This window comes from Streptomyces sp. NPDC049813, assembly GCF_044465085.1.
Classification (GTDB): Bacteria; Actinomycetota; Actinomycetes; order Streptomycetales; family Streptomycetaceae; genus Streptomyces.
Genome location: NZ_JBITLI010000011.1, coordinates 1 through 22,722, shown reverse-complemented (window position 1 = coordinate 22,722; position 22,722 = coordinate 1). Strand labels below are relative to the sequence as shown.

Genomic DNA, 22,722 nt, shown 5'->3' with positions numbered 1-22,722 from the left:
CCGGCCGGGCGTGCAATAGACGTGTGTCCTGTGGACAGGACAGGGCATCATTCGGCGCCCATGCTTTCCGGAATGCCTGCCATAGGGTGTTGTATTTCGGTGCACATGCAATGCGCGTCATGCCTACCGTGAATTCTTAGACCGCTGTCCGCCCGACGGACGGCGGGAGGGGGACGAATGACCCTGCGAGTGGCAGTGGCTGGAGCCAGTGGCTACGCGGGAGGTGAGATCCTGCGGCTTCTGCTCCATCACCCCGAGGTACGCATCGGGGCGCTCACCGCGGCCGCGAGCGCCGGTCAGCGGCTGGGAAGCATCCACGCGCACCTGCCCCAACTCGCCGAGCGGACGCTGGAAGCCACCACTCGCCAGACCCTCCAGGGCCACGACGTGGTGTTCCTGGCACTGCCGCACGGCGGTTCCGCCGCACTCGGCAAGGACCTCGACGACATCCCCCTGGTCATCGACTGCGGCGCGGACTTCCGGCTGAAGGACGCCGCCGCGTGGACCCGCTACTACGGCAGTGAGCATGCCGGGACCTGGCCCTACGGCCTGCCCGAACTGCCCGGCCAGCGCGAGCTTTTGCGGACGGCCCGCCGCATCGCCCTGCCGGGTTGCTTCCCGACGGCCGTCACCCTCGCCCTGGCCCCCCTCTTCCGCGCCGGCCTGGCGCAGCCGGCCGTGGACATCGTCGCCGTCACGGGAACCTCCGGAGCGGGCAAGGCCCTCAAGCCGCATCTGCTGGGCAGCGAGGTCATGGGCTCGGCCACCGCGTACGGCACGGCGGGTACCCATCGGCACACCCCGGAACTGCGGCAGAACCTGGCGGCCGTGGCGGGCGCGCCGGTCGAGGTGTCCTTCACGCCGGTGCTCGCGCCGATGACCCGCGGCATCCTCGCCCTGTGCGGCGTCCAGGTCCGCGACCACGCCACCGCCGAGGGCATCCGCGCGGCCTACACGGAGCACACCGCGGACGAACCCTTCGTGCGGCTCCTGCCCGAGGGCCAGTGGCCGAGCACGGCCTCCGTGCTCGGTTCGAACGCCCTGCACCTGCAGATCGGGCTCGATGCGGACCTGCGGCGCCTCACCGCCGTCGGTGCCATCGACAACCTCACCAAGGGAACCGCCGGAAACGCCGTTCAGTGCATGAACATCGTCCACCGATTTCCCGAAGCCACCGGGCTCACCACCACAGGAGTCGCACCATGAGCATCACGATGCCGCAAGGCTTTGTCGCGGCCGGCGTCGCCGCCGGCATCAAGGAGACCGGCGCCCCCGACCTCGCGCTGATCGTCAACCAGGGGCCCAGCAGGGCGGCCGCCGGCGTCTTCACCTCCAACCGCGTCGTGGCCGCCCCCGTCACCTGGTCGCGACAGGCCCTGGCGGACGGCCGGATATCGGCCGTGATCCTCAACTCCGGTGGTGCGAACGCCTGCACCGGCCCGGCCGGACGGGCGGACACCGAGCGGACCGCCGCCGAGGTGAGCGCCCTCCTCGACATCCCCGCCGACGAGGTGGCGGTCTGCTCGACCGGCCTCATCGGCACCCGGCTGCCCATGGAGCACGTGCTCGCCGGAGCGGAACGCGCCGCCGCGGCGCTGTCCACCGCCGGCGGCGAGGACGCCGCGATCGCCATCATGACCACCGACGCCGTGCACAAGACGGCCGTCGTCCAGGCGGACGGCTGGAGCGTCGTGGGCATGGCGAAGGGCGCCGGCATGCTGGCACCCGGGCTCGCCACCATGCTCGTCGTCCTCACGACCGACGCCGACGTACCCGCCGCCACCCTGGACGCCGTGCTCCGTGACGCCGTCGCCGTGACCTTCGACCGCATCGACTCCGACGGCTGCATGTCGACCAACGACACCGTGCTCCTGCTGTCGTCCGGTGCGAGCACCGTCCGCCCCGCGGACCGGGTCTTCGCGCAAGCCGTGCGAGAGGTCTGCGCCGACCTGGCCCGCCGGCTGATCGCGGACGCCGAAGGCGCCACCAAGGAGATCCGCATCGACGTCGTCGGCGCCGCGAGCGAACAGGACGCCGTCGACGTCGGCCGGTCCATCGCCCGCAACAACCTGTTCAAGTGCGCCCTCTACGGCGAGGACCCCAACTGGGGCCGGGTCCTGTCCGCCATCGGCACCACGCAGGCCCAATTCGACCCCGACCTGTTGAACGTGGCCATCAACGACGTATGGGTCTGCAAGGGCGGCACGATCGGCGAGGACCGGTCCGGCGTCGACCTCACCGGACGGGACGTCGTCGTCACCGCCGACCTGTCCGCCGGGTCCGCCCGCGCCACGATCTGGACCAACGACCTCAGCGTGACCTACGTGCACGAGAACAGCGCCTACGCCTCATGAGCACTCTTCCCCTCACCTCCGCCACCGGCCGGCGCGTCGACACCCTGGGCGAGATCGCCGTGATCAAGCTCGGTGGGAGCACCATGGTGGACACCGGCCTGCGCCGTGACTTCGCCCGCGACGTGGTGCACCTGCACGAAGCCGGCCTCAGACCGGTCGTCGTCCACGGCGGCGGCCCGCAGATCAGCGGCGAACTGCGCCGCAGGAACATCGGATCCGAGTTCAGGAACGGCCTGCGCGTCACCTCCGAGGACGCCATGGACGTCGTACGCATGGTGCTCGCCGGCGTCGTCCAGCGTGAACTCGTCGGCCTGATCAACGAGCACCGCCCGCTCGCCGTGGGCATCACGGGAGAAGACGCCGACATGCTCGTCGCGTCCCGTCTGCGGCCCGAGATCGACGGTGAACTCGTCGACATCGGCAGAGTGGGAGCCATCACCGACGTCGCGCCGCAGCTCCTGGAGAGTCTGCTCGCCGACGGCCTGATCCCCATCGTGTCGTCCATCGCCCGCAGCGCGGAGGACGCACGGGTCTACAACGTCAACGCCGACACCGTGGCCGCGGCCCTCGCCACCGCCCTGCGCGCCTCGAAGCTGCTCCTGGTCACCGACGTCGCCGGACTGTACGCCGACTGGCCGCACACCGAGGACGTCCACGAGCGGCTCAGCGCGAAGGAACTGGAGGACCTGCTGCCCGGCCTCTCCTCCGGCATGGTCCCCAAGATGCGCGGGTGCCTCGACGCGGTCCGGGGCGGCGTCCGCAGCGCACACGTCATCGACGGACGCGACCCCGGGGCGATCCTCACCGCCATGCTGACCGACCGCCCCGTCGGGACCACGGTCCTGCCCGATGACTCAGGAGCCACGTCGTGACGACCAACGCCACCCTGCGCCGGCGCTGGACCGACGCCATGATGCCCACCTACGGGACGCCGCGCACCGCACTCACCCGCGGGTCCGGCACGCGGTACTGGGACGCGGACGGCAACACCTACCTCGACTTCGTGGGCGGCATCGCCGTCAACGCCCTGGGCAGCGCCCACCCCGCGGTGGTCGACGCCGTCACACGGCAGATCGCGCGGCTCGGCCACGTGTCGAACCTCTACATCAGTGAGCCCGCCCTGCACCTGGCCGAGGCCCTGCAACGGCTCACCGGCCGCGAGGCACGCACCTTCCTGTGCAACTCCGGGGCCGAGGCCAACGAGACCGCGTTCAAGATGGCCCGGCTCACCGGCCGCCCCGAGATCGTCGCCGCCGCCGGATCGTTCCACGGCCGCACCCTGGGCGCCCTCGCCCTGACAGGACAGCCCGCCAAACGCGCGCCCTTCGAACCGCTGCCGGGCGGCGTCCGCCACGTCCCCTTCGGTGACGTGGAAGCCCTGGCGGCTGCGGTCGGCCGGCGCACCGCCATGGTCATCCTGGAACCCATCCAGGGTGAAGGCGGCGTCATCGTGCCCCCGGACGGCTATCTGCGGGCCGCCCGCGAGATCACCCGGGCCGCCGGTGCCCTGCTCGCACTCGACGAGGTGCAGACCGGCATCGGGCGCACCGGGCACTGGTTCGCCCACCAGGCCGACGCCGACCCCGACATCCTCACGCTGGGCAAGGCGCTGGGCGGTGGCCTCCCCCTCGGAGCGGCCCTCGCCTTCGGCCGCGCGGCGGAGCTGCTCGGCCCCGGCAGTCACGGCTCCACCTTCGGCGGGAACCCCGTCGCGTGCGCGGCCGCCCTCGCCGTACTGGACACCATCGAGCGGGACGGCCTCCTGCGGGCGGCGCGGGAACAGGGTGACCGCCTGCGCACCGGGATCGAGGCGCTGCGCCACCCGTGGGTCGCGCAGGTCCGCGGCCGGGGACTGCTGCTGGCCGTCGCGCTCACCGGCCCTCACGCCAAGGCCGTCGAGGACGCTCTGGCGGCCGAAGGAATCCTGGTGAACGCCATCGGCCCGGACGTGCTGCGGATCGCCCCGCCGCTGACCGTCTCCGACACCGAGGTGCGGACCTTTCTCCGGGCCGTGTCCGCCGTCCTCCACGACATGACCGGCACACGGGCCGCGTAGCCCGCCCGAGACCGGACCTGCCTGCCCAGACTCGCCGAAGGAACATGATGACGCAGTACCGCCAGGTGCCCGCCCAGGTCGATCTGCCCGCCCTCGAGCACGCGGTGCTCGACTTCTGGCGCGAGCAGAAGATCTTCGCCAAGACCCTGGAGCAGTCCGAGGGGCGCCCCGAGTGGGTGTTCTACGAGGGCCCGCCGACCGCGAACGGGATGCCGGGCGCCCACCACATCGAGGCCCGCGTCTTCAAGGACGTCTTCCCGCGTTTCCGTACCATGCGCGGTTACCACGTGGCTCGTAAGGCGGGCTGGGACTGCCACGGCCTGCCGGTGGAGCTGGCGGTCGAGAAGGAGCTCGGCTTCAGCGGCAAGAAGGACATCGAGGCGTACGGCATCGCCGCGTTCAACGACAGGTGCCGCGAGTCCGTGACCCGGCACACCGACGCCTTCGCCGACCTGACGACCCGCATGGGCTACTGGGTCGACCTCGACGACGCGTACGTCACGATGGACCCGCAGTACATCGAGTCGGTGTGGTGGTCGCTGAAGGAGATCTTCGGCAAGGGCCTGCTCGTCCAGGACCACCGTGTCGCCCCGTGGTGCCCGCGCTGCGGCACCGGCCTCTCGGACCACGAGCTGGCGCAGGGCTACGAGACCGTCGTCGACCCCTCGGTCTACGTCCGTTTCCCCCTCACCTCCGGCCCGCTGGCCGGCCAGGCCTCCCTGATCGCGTGGACCACCACGCCCTGGACCCTGATCACCAACACCGCCGTCACCGCCGGCGCCGACATCACCTACGTCGTCGCCACCGACGGACAGGAGAAGGTGGTCGTCGCCGAGGCGCTCCTGGCCACCGCGCTCGGCGAGGGCTGGGAGACGACCGGCGAGTCGTTCACCGGCGCCGAGATGGAGCGCTGGAGCTACCGTCCTCCCTTCCGGGCCGTACCGATGGAGGGCGCCCACATCGTCCTGAACGGCTCGCACGTCACGACCGAGGCCGGAACGGGACTCGTCCACACCAACCCGGCCTTCGGCGAGGACGACTACAAGGTCTGCAAGGCCTACGGTCTGCCCCTGGTCAACCCGGTCCGCACCGACGGCACCTTCGAGGAGGACGTCCCGCTCGTCGGCGGCCAGTTCTTCAAGGACGCCGACGCCACCGTCCTCAAGGACCTCCAGGCCCGCGGCCTGCTCTTCCGCCACGCGGACTTCGAGCACAGTTATCCGCACTGCTGGCGCTGCCACACGGCGTTGCTCTACTACGCGCAGCCGTCCTGGTACATCCGCACCACGGCCGTCAAGGACCGTCTCCTTGAGGAGAACGAGAAGACCAACTGGTTCCCCGACACCGTCAAGAACGGCCGCTTCGGCGACTGGCTGCACAACAACATCGACTGGGCCCTGTCCCGCAACCGCTACTGGGGCACCCCCCTGCCGATCTGGCGCTGCGAGGACGACCACCTCACCTGCGTCGGCTCCCGCGCGGAACTGACCGAACTGACCGGCACCGACCAGTCCCGGCTCGAACCCCACCGCCCCTACATCGACGCTGTCACCTTCCCCTGCACCCACGACGGCTGCACACACATCGCCACCCGCGTCCCCGAGGTCATCGACGCCTGGTACGACTCGGGTTCGATGCCCTTCGCGCAGTGGGGCTACCCCTACAAGAACAAGGAACTCTTCGAGTCCCGCTACCCCGCCCAGTTCATCTCCGAAGCCATCGACCAGACCCGCGGCTGGTTCTACACCCTGATGGCCATCGGCACCCTCGTCTTCGACAAGTCCTCCTACGAGAACGTGGTCTGCCTGGGCCACATCCTCGCCGAGGACGGCCGCAAAATGTCCAAACACCTCGGCAACACCCTCGACCCCGTCCCACTGATGGACCGCCACGGCGCCGACGCCGTCCGCTGGTTCATGGCCGCCGGCGGCTCCCCCTGGGCAGCCCGCCGCGTCGGCCACGGCACCATCCAGGAAGTCGTCCGCAAGACGCTCCTCACCTACTGGAACACGGTCGCCTTCCAGGCCCTGTACGCCCGCACCGCGGGCTGGGCGCCCAGCGCGGCGGACCCGGCCCCGGCCCAGCGCACCGTCCTGGACCGCTGGCTCCTGTCCGAACTCCACCAGCTCACCACCGACGTCACCCAGGCCCTGGAGGCGTACGACACCCAGCGCGTCGGCAAACTCCTGTCCACCTTCGTCGACGACCTCTCCAACTGGTACGTCCGCCGCTCCCGCCGCCGCTTCTGGCAAGGCGACAAAGCCGCCCTGCGCACCCTGCACGACGTAGTGGTGACCATCACCCAGCTGATGGCCCCCCTCACCCCCTTCATCACCGAACGCGTCTGGCAGGACCTCGTCACCCCCGTCACCCCCGACGCCCCCGAATCGGTCCACCTGTCCTCGTGGCCCCAGCCCGACCCGTCGGCGATCGACCCGACCCTGTCCACCCAGATGGACCTCGTACGCCGCCTGGTGGAACTGGGCCGCGCCACCCGCGCGGAATCCGGCGTCAAAACCCGCCAGCCCCTCTCCCGCGCCCTGATCGCCGCAACAGGCTTCGAAACGCTCTCCCCCGAACTGCGCGCCCAGATCACCGAGGAACTCAACGTCACCTCGCTGGCCACCCTCGCCGAAGTCGGCGGCTCCCTGGTCGACACCACCGCGAAAGCCAACTTCCGGGCGCTCGGCAAACGCTTCGGCAAGCGCGTCCAGGACGTCGCGAAAGCCGTCGCCGCGGCGGACGCGGCGGCGCTCTCCCTCGCCCTGCGCGAGGGCACCGCGTCGGTCGAGATCGACGGCGAGACCCTCACCCTCGCCCCCGACGAGGTCATCATCACCGAAACCCCCCGCGAAGGCTGGTCGGTCGCCTCCGACTCCGGCGCCACCGTCGCCCTCGACCTCGAACTGACCGAAGAACTGCGCCAGGCAGGACTGGCCCGCGACGCGATCCGCCTGATCCAGGAAGCCCGCAAGAACAGCGGCCTGGACGTCGCCGACCGCATCACCCTGCGCTGGACCTCCACCGACCCCGCAGTGATCTCCGCCCTCTCCGAACACTCCCGCCTCATCGCCGACGAGGTCCTGGCGACGGACTTCGCCCAGGGCGAGGCGGACGACACCTACGGCGAACCCTTCACCGACGAAGGCCTGCACCTCACCTTCCGCCTCCGCAAGGCATAGTCCCCACGACCAAGGGGGTGGCCCCGCCGGGAACTCCGGCGGGGCCACCCCCTTCATGTCCGCGGATCAGGCCCTAGGCCGGCGCGAGCACCAGCTTCGCCGCGACCACGTCGGCGACTCTCTCGGCCTGGTCCTCCAGATAGAAGTGGCCCCCGGGAAAACGGTGGATCTCCGCACCCGAGGTCGAGTTCAGCCGCCACTGCTCCAGTTGGTCCGCGCTGAAGACGTCGTCGGCCCCGCAGCACACCACGATCTCCGCCTCGGTGACGCAGCGGCGCTGCTTGTTGAGGAAGGACTGGGAGAGGGCGAAGTCCGCGCGCAGCAGCCGGGCGGCACGCTCGCGCAGCTGGGCGTGGCCCCTGACCCGCTCGTCGACGACGCCTCCGGACGCCTCGGCGATCCGGAAGATCTCCTCGTCGTCGGTGGCCAGCGCGGAACCCTCGAAGGGCAGGACGGCACCGACGGGACCGGAGTTCGCCGAGGCGAACAGCGTCGGGCAGCGCACGCCCCCCTCCTGCTGCTCCAGGCGGGCCACCAGGCCGAGCCCGAGGTAGGCGCCCAGGCTGTGCCCGAACACCGCGAACGCTCCGTCGACGTGCGCGGTCCGCTCCACCAGCCAGTCGACGGCCTCCTCAGCCGTGGTGGCCGGCTGCTCCCGCCAGGACCGGCCGCGCCCCGGCAGATCGAGCAGGACCGGTTCGATGTGGGCGGGCAGAGCGGCGACCAGTGCGTCGAACACCCTGGCCGAACCGCCCGCATGATGCAGCAGGAGCAGTGGGAAACGGGTCACGGGAGGTGCCTCCTGGTCGATCGGCGGGGGTAGGCGGGTGCGACGGCCCGGTCGGGGCGGGGCCGGCGGCTCGCGCTTCCGGCCCCGCCACCGCGTCAGCCCTGCTGGTGCGGGACGAACCGGAATCCGCGCCGGCTCTCCTCGGCGACACGGTTGTGCCCGTACTCGTCGACGCCCGAGACCAGGACGGTCCCGTAGTTGTCGAGCGTGATCCCGCCCCCGTACTCGTTGACCTCGTCGGTGCCCGGGTAGACCTGCACCTGCGTGGGCACGAACCGTGCGGCGTACCCCATGCGGTAGTCCTTCTTGCCGCCGGTGTGCGGCAGGGACGCGTGCATGAGCGTCGACCAGAAGATCACGCACTCGCCGGGCTTCATGACCAGCGGGAAGGCCTGTGACTCGTCCGGCGTCCAGTCCGGGTCCTTCTGCAGCTGCCGGTAGTCGTAGCCGAAGAAGCCGCGCTTGACGCCGTCCTTCTCCCGGGCGTTGAACGCGTCCGCGTCGTAGGCCATGCCCTTGGACTCGTCGTAGTTCATGTGCTTGTGCGTGCCCGGCATCAGCTGCAGGCAGCCGTTCTCCCGGGTGGAGTGCGTGAACGCGGTCCACACGGTGATCGTGCCGCCAAAGGCGGGCAGCCCGTCCTTCGAGGGCCACACGATCTGCGGACTCCCGCTGGCGTGGGCGAAGTTCGCCGCCTGGTGCCAGTCGGTCCCCTCGTCGCCCTGGAACTTGGGGAAGAACTCCGAGCGCCAGCACAGCAGGTCCGGGCCCAGGATCGAGGCGACGCGGTCGACTATCTCCCGTTTCATGATGTGCTCGGACAGCGCGTCGATGTCCAGGTGCCGGTCGTAGTTGGAGATGCTGCTGGCCTTGCCCGACCCTTCCGGATAGATCGCGTGCGAGCGGTCGCGCAGCTCGCGCTGGATCGTCTTCCAGCGCTCCTCCATCTCCTCGACCTCATAGATCTTGATCGGGCCGAGGAACCCGTCGCGCTCGAACTGCTCCAGCTCCTGCCGGGACAGGGGGAACGTCTTCTGCTCGGTGGTGATCGTCATCGTCCGTCAGCCGTTCTTCGTCCGCGAATTGAGGTCTTCCATGACAGACGCCGCCGTGGCGCCGAGGCTCTTCTCGAAGAGGACCTGCAGGTCGAGTTCGACGCCGTAGGCGTCACTGACCCGCTGGTTCAGCTCGATCGCCAGCAAGGAATGGCCGCCCAGGTCGAGGAAGTTGTCGGCTGCGGTCGCCGGCTCCTCCAGGACCTCCGCCGCCCATTCGACGACCGAGCGTTCCACGGCCACGGGGTCGCTTACTTCCTCTGATGTCAACTGACTCATGCGCGTGCTGTCTCCTCTGTCCAGACCTGGGCGACGGCCGCCCGGTCGACCTTTCCGTTGACCGTGCGCGGCATCTCCGCGAGGGACAGATAACGCGCAGGCTGCATGTACGACGGCAGCAGTTGCTTGATGTGCCGGCGCAGGTCGTGCGCGGCCACCGCCGGCAGGTCCGCACGCGAGGTGTAGGCGCAGACCAGCCGGGCGTCGGAGGCCTTGAACTCGTGGACGCAGACCACCGCGTCCACGATCGCGTCGTGCCGGCGCACGGCGGTCTCGATGTCGCTCAGCTCGATCCGGTAGCCGCGCAGTTTCACCTGCAGATCGGCTCGGCCGTCATAGACCAGACTGCCGTCGGCGGACCGGCTGACGAGATCACCGGAGCGGTAGAAGCGCACCGGAGCACCGCCGGCACCGTCGGCCACGACGGGAAACTTCTGTGCGGTCAGGGCCGGGCGGTTGAGGTACCCCTCGGCCACCTGGGGGCCGGCGAGCCACAGTTCGCCGATCTGTCCCGGTGCCACCTCCTGCCCGGCGTCGTCCACGACCCGCGCCACGAAGCCGCGCAGCGGCTCACCGATGACGGACACGTCGCCGGCGAGATCCTCCTCGGTGACCTCGTGGAAGGTGGTGAACACCGTGGTCTCGGTGATGCCGTACCCGTTGACCAGGCGCGGCCGGGCCAGTCCGTACCGCTTGGCCCAGGCCCGCAGGCTCGGCGGTGACAGCTTCTCGCCCCCGAAGACGACGTAGCGCAGCTCCGGCAGGTCGGTGTCGGCGCGGCCCGCGGCCTCGGCCAGCGCGGTGAAGGCCGTCGGGGTCTGGTTGAGCACGGTGATGCCCCGGCCGCGGATCAGCTCCAGGCTCCGCTCGGGGGAGCGCGTGGCCCACTGCGGCATCACCACCAGCTCACCGCCCGTGCCCAGCGCCCCCCACATCTCCCAGACGGAGAAGTCGAAGGCGAGCGAGTGGAAGAGCAGCCAGCGGTCCCGGGGGGTGAAGCGGAAGACCTGCGCGGCGCTGTCCAGCAGCGCCAGCACGTGCCGGTGCCTGATCGGCACGCCCTTGGGCCGGCCGGTCGTCCCCGACGTGTAGATGACGTACGCGCTCTCCCCGGCCCCAGGCCCTGACGGTGTCCGCGCCGGCTCCGCGCGGACGTTCCGCGCGGCCGCGACGTCCGCCGCACCGACCACGGCGCCGATCCCGGGCGGCGGCGGCTCCTCGCCCCACGAGCCGACCAGGACCCCCGCTTCGCTGTCGCGCGCGATGAACTCGCGCCGGGACAGCGGATGCCGCACGTCCACCGGTACGTACGCGGCACCGCACTTGAGGATGCCCAGCACCGCCGCCACCGCGTCGACGTCCGGTTCCATCCGCAGGACCACGCGGTCGCCCCGCCGTACGCCCCGCGCGCGCAGCAGCGCGGCCACGGCGTCCGACCACCGGTCCAGCGCGGCGTACGTGAATGTCTCGTCGGTGCCCGACAACGCGATCCGGCCGGGCCAGTCATGGACCGATCGCGCGAATCTGCCGACCAGATCGTCGGCGGGGTCGGGCCCCGGCCGCTCTTCGCCCCTGGGTTGCAACATTCATCCCCTCAAGTCACGGCACGCGCAGTGGACGCACGGCGCACCGACGGTGTCAGCGGAACGTGATGGCACCCGCAGGGCACAGCTGGACGGCTTCGCGCACCGCGTCGCCCGCCTCCCGTGAGGGGGCAGGGGAAAGCAAAGTCACGATGCCGTCCTCATCGCGTTGGTCAAAAACTCCGGGAGCGGCCAGAACGCACTGGCCCGCCCCGACACAAACCTCGGTGTCGACCTCGACATTCGATTCCACGGAAAACCTCTCGCCCACTCGGTTCTCGGATGAAGGGGCGTCCAGCGGCATGGTCCTGGGCGCGCGCTATTTCGGGAAGGCGCCGACGGGAGATGCGCCGCACATCGGGCCTGCGCCGCACCGTACCAATGCCGGGACTCCCGGCACCTGAAAGGGCGGCTGTCCTGTCGACCGGACAGCTTCGAATGCGGCCGCTCAGGTGGAGCCGGCAATCCGCGTGATACAACCGAAAACCGTCTGCCGGACGCGGTGCAATTGAACCGGAGAGCTGCCCGAGAGGCACAGAAAAAGGAGAAGGCGCGCATGTCCGCAGCGTCGGTCACGCAACGCAGATCGTGGCTCGTCCACCGTCATGGCGACGATGCGTCCCAGGGAAACTTCGCGGCCGGACTCGGTATGACGGGAACGCTCGACGTCGGCGCGCTCGAAGCGGCCCTGGCCGACGTGGCCGACCGGCACCCCGGGCTGCGCACCCACTACCCGGCGGACCCGGACGGTCGGCCCGCCCCCCGCACGGCACCCGCCGGCCGGCGTGTCCGCCTGCCTCCGCAGCCGGCCGGGCGGACGGACCTGGCCGACGTCGTGGCGGACGAGCAGCGCCGCCCCTTCGACCTCGCCGTCGAAGCCCCGCTGCGTGCCCGGCTGCTCCGCCACGGACCGCACCGGCACTCTCTCGTCCTGACCTCCCATCAGATCGCTTACAGCTCGCGGTTCCTGCCCCGGCTGCTCGGCGACCTCGGCCACGCCTACAGCGCGCGCCGCCGGGGCACCCCGCCCCGCTGGACGGCGCCCGCCGCCGACCTCACCGCGCCCCTGACCGAGAGCGGGACCCCCGACCCCTTCTGGCAGCGTGAACTGGCCGGCCTGCACGGCCCGATGCCGCTGCCCGCCGCCCGGCTGCGCACCCCGCACACCAGCCCCGCCGCGCACACGGTGACCCAGGCGCTGGCGGCGGCACCCCTCACCGGCCTCGCCCGCACCCTGGGCGTCCCGCCCGACCACGTCCTGCACGCCGCCGTCGCGGTCCTGCTGCACCAGACCGGCAGCGGGGACGACGTCATCCTGGCCACCGTCAGACCCGCGGCGTCCCGCACCGGTTCACCGGACGACCTGGCGCCGCTCCGCCTCGAACTGGCCGGCCACCCGACCTTCGCCCACCTCGTGCGGCAGACGACGACGCGACTGCACCGCGCCCGCCGCCACGACGTCCCCTTCGCCCGGCTGCTCGGCGCACCCCAGGGGCGAGACGCCTCGACGCCGCTGCTGCAAGTGGTGTCCGAGACCCGGCCCGGTTCCGTGCCGGTACGGCTGCCGGGCCTGACCACCGCCGTGCACCTGAGCAGCCCGCACAGCACCCCGCACGACCTCCACTTCACCCTGCACCTGCCGGACGACGAGCACCGCGGCACGGCACACCTCTCCCTCACCTGCGCCCGCGACCGCTTCCACCCCGCCACCGCCCGGGCCCTGGCCGAGGCCCTCGCCGCCGTCCTCGCCGCCGCGGCCGCCGACCCGGCCGCGCGCACCGGCCGGCTTCCCCTGCTGCCCGCGGCGCGACCGTGGCCCCCCGCCCCCGCGAACCCGCCCCGGCCGCTGCCGGCCAGGACCGTGCCCGGCCTGCTCGGCCGCCAGGCCGAGGCGACACCGGACGCCGTCGCCGTGACGGACGCGGACACCGCACTGACCTACCGCGAACTCGACACCGCCGCCTCGGCCCTGGCCCACCGGCTGCGGCAGGCCGGCGCCCGCCCCGAGAAGATCGTGGCCCTGGCGGTGTCACGCACCACCGACCTGGTCGTCGCCACCCTGGCGATCCTCAAGTCCGGTGCCGCCTACCTCCCGCTCGACCCGCGCTACCCCGCGGCACGCCTCGAACTGATGCTGTCCGCGGCGGCCCCCTGCCTGGTGCTGACGGACCGTGCCACCAGCTCCCTCCTCCCGGACCACGCCCTGCCCGAACTCTTCGTCGACGCCGTCGCCCAGGACCCCGACGACGGGCCTCGGGACCACGGACCGGCCACCCGCGGCGACAACCTGGCCTACGTGATGTACACGTCAGGGTCGACCGGTGTCCCCAAAGGTGTGGCCGTCACCCACGCCGGCGTCGTCAACGGCGTCTCCCAGCTGACGCCGCTGGTGGGTATGGGCCCCGGGGCGGTGATGCTCGCGTGCACGTCGATGAACTTCGACGTCTCGGTGTTCGAGATCGTCACCGCGCTCAGTACCGGCGCCCGCGTCGACATCGTCCGTGACGTGCTCTCCGTCGTGGAGCGCGGCGGCTGGCGCGGCGACGTGCTGCACACGGTCCCCTCCGCGTTCGGCGAGATCCTCGACCAGGTCAGTGACAGCCTGCACGTGCGGACCATCATCTGCGCGGGCGAGCGCCTGCCGGCCGAACTCGTGGCCCGTATCCGGCAGGAGCTGCCCGCCACGACCGTGATCAACGCGTACGGGCAGACCGAGAGCTTCTACGCCACGGCCCACACGCTGCCCGCCGCCCCCGCGCCCGAGGGCCCCGTGCCCATCGGGACCCCCCTGGGCAACATGCGGGCCTACGTGCTCGGGCCGGGCCTCGTCCCCGTGCCGCCGACCGTCGCCGGCGAGCTGTACGTCGGCGGCGAGGTGGGCCGCGGCTACCACGACAGGCCCGCACTGACCGCCGAACGCTTCGTCGCCGACCCGTACGCCCCCGGGCGGCGCATGTACCGCACCGGCGACCTGGCCCGCTGGAACACACGGGGCGAGCTGGAACTCGTGGGCCGGGCCGACGCGCAGGCGAAGGTCCGCGGGATACGTGTCGAACCGGCGGAGATCGAGGCGGTGCTCACCACCCACCCCGGCATCGCCCAGGCCGCGGTGACCGTACGCACCCGCGAGGGCGACCGGCACGGCACCGTGATCGCCCACATCGTCCCCGCACCCCCGCAGGACGCCCCCGGCGACCTGACCACGCGCGCCCTGCGGCGCTACGTGGCCGACCGCCTGCCCGCCGTCATGATCCCCCGCGTCTTCGTCACGCTGGAGCGGCTGCCGCTGACCCCCAACGGGAAGCTCGACCGCTCCCGGCTCCCGGACCCCGCACCGCGGGCGCCCCGGCCGCAGAAGTCACTCAGCTCTTGACAGGGTTCACGACGCCCCCCTGAATTCCGGCGGGCCGGCCGTGACTCCGCGAAACCGAATCGCTGTCCTGTTGCCAGGACACCACGCATTTGGCGAAGTGGCGGCGACCGGGACCCCCGGGCCATGGCCTCTATTGCCAACCAGTTCGGCTCCTAGTTGTCTGGTGGTCGGCCCCGGCGCGCGACACCTTCCAGCTCTCCAGGTGAATTCGAAAGCGCCGACGAAAGACCTCAGTTCCCTTCGGAGCATGGCCACCGTCCATGACGCTCCGTCCCATCACGAGCCGGGAGTGCAGCGTGAGCACCGTGTCCATACAGAGAGCCGTCGACGAGAAGATGCGACGTGCGCGTGCGGCCCAGTCCGTCGTCGCGAACTGGTCGCAGGAGCGCATCGACGATCTCGTGGCAGCTGTCGGCTGGCACTGCCACCGCGAGGACAACGCGCGCCGGCTCGCCGAACTCAGCTTTCTCGAAACCGGTCTGGGCGACCGGGAACACCTTTACGAACTGCAGCGCAAACGAATCCTCGGACAACTCCTCGAACTGCACGGGCAGTCCACGGTCGGCACCGTGGAGGAAATTCCCGAACGAGGACTGCGCAGACTCGCCAAGCCCGTCGGGGTGATCGCCGCCGCCAGCCCCGCCACCGCCCCGAGCCCCGGCATCATCTGCAACGCACTGCCGATGCTGAAGACCCGCAACGCGGTCGTCTTCACCCCCAACCCCCGCGCGCGGGCCAGCGCCGCCGAAACCCTGGAAGTGATCCGGCAGGCCCTCACCGAGGTCGGCGCCCCGCCGGACCTGGTGCAATGCCTGCCCGTAGGAGGCCGGGAAGCCACCGAGCAGCTGATGGCGGCCGCCGACCTCGTCGTCGCCGTGGGAGGCCCGGGCACCGTACGCCGCGCCTACCGCAGCGGCACACCGGCCATCGGCGCCGGAGTCGGCAACTCCACCGTCCTCGTCGACGAGAGCGCCGACATCGCGCTCGCCGCCCGCTGCATCGACAGCGGAGGCGGCTACAACAACGGCACCTCCTGCTCGTCCGAGAGCAACGTCCTGGTCCACCGCTCCGTCGCCGCCGAACTGCGCGCCGCCCTGCGCTCCGCACACGCGCACGTGTGCACACGCGAGGAGACCCGGCGCGTCCGCCGCACGCTGTGGAACGACGACCACACACTCAACCGCGACCTCATCGGCAAGTCCGCGCACGTCCTGGCGCAGGCCTGCGGCATCACCCTCACCGCCCCCGGCCCCGTCACACTGGTCCTGGACGGCGACGACCCGCAGGCCCCCGGACCGATCCTGCAGGAGAAGCTCTCCCCCGTCGTCACCCTCCTCACCTACGACCACTTCAACGCCGCCGTCCGCCAGGTCGACGACATCCTGGACCACTGCGGGCGCGGCCACAGCGCCGGCATCCACTCCCGGCTGCCGGCCCGCGTCGACCAGTTCGCCCAGGCCCTTCCCACCTGCCGGATCGTCGTCAACCAGTCGACCATGACCAACAGCGGCAGCCTCACCAGCGGCGTGCCCTTCACCTCCACGCTCTCCAGCGGGACCTGGGGCGGAACCAGCGTGTCCGGAAACGTCACCTGGCACTCGTACGTCAATCTCACCACCGTCACGGAACCCATCCCCGAGCGCGTCGCGGACCCCGTTCTCCTCTTCGGCCGGCACGGAACACAGGCCGGCCAGGAAGAAACCGCCGAGCGGACCCACGAGCGGACGCTCGAGAAGGCCTCCTGAACGACGGCGCGGCTGACCGTCACCTACCGGGCCGTGCCGAGGCATGCCCGGAAACAGTAAGAAACCCATTCAAATCCCGTCGTGCTGGGGGAGTGCCGAGTTATGTCTGCCCGTCGCCGTGTGCCGTTGACCGCTCCCCAGCACGGACTGTGGCTGCTCCATCAGATGGCCCCGGACTCCCCCGTCCTCACCGTCGGCGAAGTGCTCGACATCAAGGGCCCCCTCTCCCCGGACCTCTACCGCGACGCGATGCGGCAGCTGATCGACGAGGCACAGACCCTGCGCATCCGGATCGGCACCGCCGACGACGAGGTCTTCCAGTACCTCCTCGACGCGCGCACCGTGCCGATCGGGTTCCACGACTTCAGCGACGCCGCCGACCCGCGCGCGGCCGCCGAAAGCCACCTGCGCACCGTGTTCACCCGGCCCATCGACCCCACCCGCGAGCCGCTGTTCACCCCCGAACTGCTCAAACTGGCCGACGACCACTACCTCTCCAGCCACCGCTTCCACCACCTGGCCATCGACGGCTGGAGCATGGGCCTCACCGCCCGCCGGCTCGCCGAGATCTACACGCTGCTCGCCGCGGACACCCCGCTGACCGCCACGCCCTTCGCCCCGCTCCAGGACCTCCTCGACGAGCACGCGGCCTACCGCGACAGCGACGCCTACCGGCAGGACGGCGAGTTCTGGCGGCACTACCTCACCGACGTACCCGAAGCGGCCCGGCTCACCAACGCCACCCCCCACCTGCCGACGGGCCTGCTGCGCCGCTCCGTCGAACTGAGCCCGCGGGCCACCGGCCGGCTGCGCGACCTCGCCCGCGGCCACGGCCTGCGCCGCTCCACGCTCGCCATCGCCGCTGCCGCCGCCTACATCCACCGCATGACCGGCGCCGCCGAACTGGTCCTCGGCCTGCCGGTCGCCGCACGGACCAACGCCCACGTCCGCTCCGTGCCCGGCGTCGCCTCCAACGTCGTCCCCCTGCGCATCGCGATCACCCCCGAGGTGAGCATCGACGACTTCCTGCGGCAGGTCGCCGACACCATCGCCGGCGTCCTGCGCCACCAGATGTACCGCTACGAGGACCTGAGCCGCGACCTCAACCTCGTCGGCACCCGCGCCCAGCTCGAAGGCCCGGTCGTCAACGTCATGAACTTCGACTACGACCTGCGCTTCGCCGCCGCCCCGGCCAGTGGCACGTACTACGGCGTCGGCCCGACCCAGGATCTCGCCTTCCAGTTCCTCGACCGCGCCGACCGCGACGGCTGGGAGATCGAACTCAAGGCCAACGACGCCCTGTACACCGTCGCCGAACTCGACACCCACAACGAGCGTTTCGCCGCCTACCTCACCGCCCTGGCCGACGCACCCACGCACACGCGCCTCGGTGACCTCGACGTCCTCCTCCCCGCCGAGCGCGCCGCGCTCACCACCTGGAACGACACCGGCACCGCGACCCCGTCCGCGACTCTGCCGGACCTCTTCGCGGCGCAGGTGGAGCGGACTCCTGACGCGGTTGCGCTGATCAGTGGGGACGAGCGGCTCTCGTATGCGGAGCTGGACGGGCGGGCCAGTCGTCTGGCGCGTCATCTGATGGCGCACGGTGTGGGTCCGGAGGATTTCGTGGCGGTCTATCTGCCGCGGACCGCCGATCTGGTGGTGGCGTTGCTGGCCGTCTCGAAGGCGGGTGCGGCGTATGTGGGGCTGGATCCGGCGTATCCCTCGGAGCGGGGTGCGTTCATGCTCGCGGATTCGCGGGCGGGTCTGGTGGTGACGGCGGCCGGGGTGGCGGACTCGCTGCCGGTCTCCGGTGTCCCGACGGTCGTGATCGACGATCCGGAGACCCGGCGGGTGGTGGCCGCTCGGCCCGCGCACCCCGTCGCGGACGCGGAACGTACGCGTCCGCTGACTTCTGACCGGCCTGCCTATGTCTTCTACACGTCGGGTTCCACGGGTCGGCCCAAGGGTGTGGTCGGTACGCACATCGGTATGGTCAACCGGCTCGACTGCGGGCACCGGGAGTTCCCGTGGGGGCCGGGTGAGGTGGGGTGCGCGAAGGCGTCGCTGGCGTTCGGGGAGTCGACCAGTGAGATCTTCGGTCCGCTGTTGCACGGGGCGGCCGTCGTCCTCGCCGACCAGGACCAGATGCGTACGGGCCATGCCCTGGCCGCGCTGATCGAACAGCACGGGATCACCCGCGTCACCCTGGTGCCCAGTCTGCTCAACACGCTCCTGGAGGAGGGCCTCCTCGGCCCCCGGGCCGGGGAAGCGATGTGGACCAGCAGCGGCGAGGCCCTCTCACCCGCCACCGCACGCCGCTTCCTACAGGCGTTCCCGGACGGGTACCTGCTGAATTCCTACGGGTTCTCCGAAGCCAGTGCCGACAGCGTGTGGACCCGGGTCACCGCGCACGATCTGGAACAGGGCGCTCTGCCCATCGGCCGCCCTCTGGCGAACACGCAGGCGTATGTACTGGACTCCGCGCTGCGCATGGTCCCGCCGGGCGCTGTCGGTGAGCTGTACGTCGCGGGAGCCGGCCTGGCCCGCGGCTATGTCAACCAGCCCGCTCTGAGTGCCGAGCGTTTCGTGGCGAATCCCTTTGCGGTGGGGGAGCGGCTGTACCGGACGGGTGACCTGGCGTGCTGGGGTGCGGACGGGCGGTTGTCGTACGCGGGCCGGGCGGACGACCAGGTCAAGGTGCGCGGTATCCGTGTCGAGCTGGGCGAGGTGCAGGCGGCCCTCGCCGCCCACCCCGACGTCAGCCAGGCCGCCGTCGTCGCCCGTGCCGACCAGAACGGCGACCGTCAGCTCGTCGCCTATGCGGTGCCGGTCTCGGCTGATGTGGTGCTGGACGGTGGGGTGTTGCGGGGGTTCGTGGCGGAGCGGTTGCCGGAGTACATGGTGCCGTCGGCGGTGGTGGTGCTGGAGCGGCTGCCGTTGAACGCGAACGGGAAGCTGGACCGGGGTGCGTTGCCGGATCCGGTGTTCGTGGGCGGGGTGTACCGGGCGCCGAGGACCGCGCGGGAGGAGGTCCTGTGCGGGCTGTTCGGGCAGTTGCTGGGTGCGGACGTGGTCGGCGTGGACGACTCCTTCTTCGATCTGGGGGGTCATTCGCTGCTGGCGACGCGGCTGGTGTCGCGGGTGCGTGCGGTCTTCGGAGTGGAACTGACGGTACGCACGGTGTTCGACGCGCCCACGGTCGCCGAACTCGCCTCGCGCCTGGACGGCGTCCAGGTCCAGCGGCCGGCCTTGCGCCCACGTGAAAGCGCCGGGCCGGTCGAGCTGGCCTACGCCCAGCAGCGGTTGTGGTTCCTGGACCAGATCGAGGGGGCCGGCGCCGCGTACAACATGCCCTACGCCGTCCGCCTCACCGGAGCGGTCGACACGGTCGCGCTCGAAGAAGCGCTGAACGACGTCGTCGCCCGCCACGAGGTGCTGCGCACCACCATCACCGTCACCGACGGCGAACCGGCCCAGCGGATCAGCGCGCGAGCCCGCGTCGGACTCGACATCGTCCCCGCCGACGAGGACGGCCTCGCGGAGCAGCTCACGGCCGCGTCGGCACTCCCGTTCGATCTGGCGGTGCAGGTTCCGGTGCGGGCGTATCTGTTCCGTACGGGGGTGGAGTCGCAGGTTCTGTTGTTGGTGTTGCATCACATCGCGGCGGACGGGTGGTCGATGGCGCCGTTGCTCGGGGATCTGTCGCGGGCGTATGGGGTGCGGTGTGCGGGTGGTGTGCCGCAGTGGGATGCGTTGCCGGTGCAGTACGCGGATTACGCGGTGTGGCAGCGGGCGGTGCTGGGGTCCGAGGAGGATCCGGCGAGCGTGATGAGTGCTCAGCTGGAGTATTGGCGTGGGGTGTTGGCTGGTGCTCCGGCGGAGTTGGTGTTGCCGTTCGACCGGGCGCGGTCGGCGGTGGCGTCGCAGCGCGGGGGCAGTGTGCCGTTCGCGGTGGATGCGGAGGTGCACGGGCGCCTGACGCGGCTGGCGCGTGAGCACGGGGTGTCGTTGTTCATGGTGTTGCATGCGGCGTTGGTGGTGACGTTGTCGCGGGTGGGTGCGGGTGAGGACGTGCCGGTGGGTGCGGCGCTGGCGGGTCGTGCGGATGAGGGTCTGGACGATTTGGTCGGGTTCTTCGTGAACACGGTGGTGCTGCGGACGGATCTGTCGGGTGATCCGACGTTCGTGGAGTTGTTGGGGCGGGTGCGGGAGGTGCATCTGGGTGCGCATGCGCATGGGGATGTGCCGTTCGACCGGTTGGTGGACGCGTTGGGTGTGGAGCGTTCGGCGGCGCGTCAGCCGTTGTTCCAGGTGATGCTCGTCCTGCAGAACAACGCGCGCGGACGCCTCGACCTCCCCGGTGTGACCGCCACCAACGTCCCCGTGAGCACCGGGGCCACCAAGTTCGACCTCACCCTCCACCTCACCCCCGGCACGGACGCCGGCGCGCCGGAGCTGGCGGGTTCCTTCGAGTTCAGCGCCGACCTGTTCGACCAGCACACCGTCGAGCGGCTCCAGCGGCGCTTCGCGCAGCTGCTCGACGCCATGGCGTCCGACCCCGACGGCAAGCTCTCCCGGCTGGAGGCGCTGCTGCCGGACGAGCGTGCCGCTGTGGAGGGACGGAACGCCACGGGCGTCGAACCGCGGGTGGCGTCGATCCCGGAGGTGTTCGCGGAGCAGGTGGCGCGGGCGCCGCAGGCGCTGGCCGTGGAGTTCGGGGACATCCGACTGTCCTACGCCCAACTGGATACGCGGGCGCGGCAGTTGGCGTGCTGGCTTCGCGAGCGGGGTGTGGGTGCGGAGTCGTTGGTGGCGCTCCGGATGAAGCGGTGCGCGGAGCTGGTGATCGCGGAGCTGGGCGTCGCGATGGCGGGTGGCGCGTATGTGCCGTTGTTCCCGGACTGGTCGCAGGAGCACTGCGCGCGGCTGTGCGAGCAGGCCGGGGTGGTTCTGACGCTGACCGCGGAGGACGTCACCGCTTCGGCCGGGGGGCCGGCCACGGGCCTTGGTGTGGTGGTGCGTCCTGATCAGCTGGCGTATGTGATGTTCACGTCGGGGTCGACGGGTGTGGCGAAGGGGGTGGCGGTCCGGCAGCGGGATGTGGTGGCGCTGGCGGCTGATGGTGTGTTTGCGGGTGGGGCGCATGGGCGGGTGTTGGTGCATTCGCCGCATTCGTTCGACGCGTCGACGTATGAGGTGTGGGTGCCGTTGCTCAATGGCGGTGCGGTGGTGGTGGCGCCTCCGGGTCGGGTGGATGCGGGTGAGCTGGCGGCTCTGGTCCGTTCCAGCGGGGTGAGCGCCCTGTGGCTGACGGCTGGTTTGTTCGGGGTGATGGCGCAGGAGTTCCCGGAGTGTTTCGCCTCGGTGGTGCAGGTGTGGGCCGGTGGTGATGTGGTGTCGGCGGCGGCGGTGCGCCGGGTGCAGGAGGTGTGCCCGGGGCTTGTGGTCGTCAATGGTTATGGGCCGACGGAGACGACGACGTTCGCGGCCTGTCACCGTATGGACGCCCTGGGCGTGGACGTGTCGGACGTACCGATCGGGCGCCCGCTCGACGGAATGCAGGCGTATGTCCTGGACGGCCGGCTGCGGCAGGTGCCGCCGGGCACGGCGGGGGAGCTGTATGTGGCCGGTGCCGGGCTGGCCCGCGGCTACCAGAACCGTGCGGCCCTGACCGCGGAACGTTTCGTGGCCAGTGCTTTCCGTCCCGGTGAGCGGCTGTACCGCACGGGCGATCTGGTGCGCTGGAGCGGCGCGGGCGACCTGGAGTATCTGGGCCGGGCGGATGACCAGGTGAAGGTGCGGGGTTTCCGGATCGAGCTGGGCGAGATCGAGGCCGCGTTGGCGGCTCACCCGCAGGTCGACCGGGCCCTCGTGATCGCCCGGACCACGACCACCGGCACCAAGCAGCTCATCGGCTACGTATCGCCGGACCGCCCTGGGCTGCTGCCCGCTGCTCGGGAGTTGCGCGAGTTCGTGGCGGAGCGGTTGCCGGAGTACATGGTCCCGGCGGCTGTCGTGGTTCTGGACGCGTTCCCGCTGACGGTGAACGGCAAGATCGATCGGAGGGTTCTTCCGGAGCCGGTGTTCTCGGTGGTGGAGCCGGGGCGTGTGCCGGGGACGCCGGCCGAGGTGGCGTTGAGTGGCTTGTTCGCCGAGGTGCTGGGCCTGGAGTCGGTGGGCGTGGAGGAGTCGTTCTTCGACCTCGGTGGCGATTCGATCGTGGCGATCCAGTTGGTGGCGCGGGCGCGTGCCGCGGGGCTGGTGTTGTCGGCGCGGGACGTGTTCCGGTGGCGGACGGTCGA

General features: G+C 71.0%; 13 protein-coding genes. 8 read left to right on the top strand and 5 right to left on the bottom strand.

Going from position 1 to position 22,722, the window contains the following annotated elements; translation table 11 throughout:
• The first annotated feature begins 177 nt into the window (after window positions 1-177).
• From argC to ileS, 5 genes are read left to right on the top strand one after another with little or no spacing between them, the layout of a single operon-like run.
• Window positions 178-1,206, top strand: coding sequence for an N-acetyl-gamma-glutamyl-phosphate reductase (gene argC, locus ACIBW6_RS22130; protein WP_399062126.1), 1,029 nt, complete (start codon window positions 178-180; stop codon window positions 1,204-1,206).
• Entirely contained in the window at window positions 1,203-2,354 is a 1,152-nt protein-coding gene (gene argJ / locus ACIBW6_RS22125; RefSeq protein WP_399062124.1) for a bifunctional glutamate N-acetyltransferase/amino-acid acetyltransferase ArgJ, read from the top strand. Before argC ends, argJ begins: the two co-directional genes overlap by 4 nt.
• A complete protein-coding gene (gene argB / locus ACIBW6_RS22120; RefSeq protein WP_399062122.1) occupies window positions 2,351-3,226 on the top strand; it encodes an acetylglutamate kinase in 876 nt (291 codons plus the stop codon). Before argJ ends, argB begins: the two co-directional genes overlap by 4 nt.
• Before the next feature lie 38 nt (window positions 3,227-3,264).
• Entirely contained in the window at window positions 3,265-4,410 is a 1,146-nt protein-coding gene (locus ACIBW6_RS22115; RefSeq protein WP_399062596.1) for an acetylornithine transaminase, read from the top strand.
• Between the two features lie 47 nt (window positions 4,411-4,457).
• Complete coding sequence (gene ileS, locus ACIBW6_RS22110) at window positions 4,458-7,592, top strand: isoleucine--tRNA ligase (protein ID WP_399062594.1); 3,135 nt, start codon at window positions 4,458-4,460, stop codon at window positions 7,590-7,592.
• Between the two features lie 73 nt (window positions 7,593-7,665).
• Here the strand turns inward: ileS and ACIBW6_RS22105 are convergent, their stop codons facing one another.
• From ACIBW6_RS22105 to ACIBW6_RS22085, 5 genes are all read right to left on the bottom strand, one after another.
• The gene (locus ACIBW6_RS22105) at window positions 7,666-8,382 is read right to left on the bottom strand and encodes a thioesterase II family protein (RefSeq protein WP_399062121.1); all 717 of its coding nucleotides are present in this window, start codon (window positions 8,380-8,382) and stop codon (window positions 7,666-7,668) included.
• Window positions 8,383-8,477: 95 nt separating this feature from the next.
• On the bottom strand, window positions 8,478-9,437 hold the full coding sequence (locus tag ACIBW6_RS22100) for a chlorinating enzyme (protein ID WP_399062118.1): 960 nt from the start codon (window positions 9,435-9,437) through the stop codon (window positions 8,478-8,480).
• A gap of 6 nt (window positions 9,438-9,443) precedes the next feature.
• Complete coding sequence (locus ACIBW6_RS22095; RefSeq protein ID WP_399062116.1) at window positions 9,444-9,716, bottom strand: phosphopantetheine-binding protein; 273 nt, start codon at window positions 9,714-9,716, stop codon at window positions 9,444-9,446.
• Complete coding sequence (locus ACIBW6_RS22090; protein ID WP_399062114.1) at window positions 9,713-11,302, bottom strand: amino acid adenylation domain-containing protein; 1,590 nt, start codon at window positions 11,300-11,302, stop codon at window positions 9,713-9,715. The genes ACIBW6_RS22095 and ACIBW6_RS22090 overlap by 4 nt, the downstream gene beginning before the upstream one ends.
• Before the next feature lie 52 nt (window positions 11,303-11,354).
• On the bottom strand, window positions 11,355-11,603 hold the full coding sequence (locus ACIBW6_RS22085) for a ferredoxin (protein ID WP_399062112.1): 249 nt from the start codon (window positions 11,601-11,603) through the stop codon (window positions 11,355-11,357).
• Window positions 11,604-11,855: 252 nt separating this feature from the next.
• Here ACIBW6_RS22085 and ACIBW6_RS22080 point away from each other — a divergent pair, with 252 nt between their 5' ends.
• From ACIBW6_RS22080 to ACIBW6_RS22070, 3 genes are all read left to right on the top strand, one after another.
• On the top strand, window positions 11,856-14,672 hold the full coding sequence (locus tag ACIBW6_RS22080; RefSeq protein ID WP_399062110.1) for an amino acid adenylation domain-containing protein: 2,817 nt from the start codon (window positions 11,856-11,858) through the stop codon (window positions 14,670-14,672).
• Window positions 14,673-14,932: 260 nt separating this feature from the next.
• Window positions 14,933-16,417, top strand: coding sequence for an aldehyde dehydrogenase family protein (locus ACIBW6_RS22075; RefSeq protein ID WP_399062109.1), 1,485 nt, complete (start codon window positions 14,933-14,935; stop codon window positions 16,415-16,417).
• 81 nt (window positions 16,418-16,498) lie between these two features.
• The coding region (locus ACIBW6_RS22070) for an amino acid adenylation domain-containing protein (protein ID WP_399062107.1) at window positions 16,499-22,722 on the top strand (6,224 nt) is incomplete at its 3' end.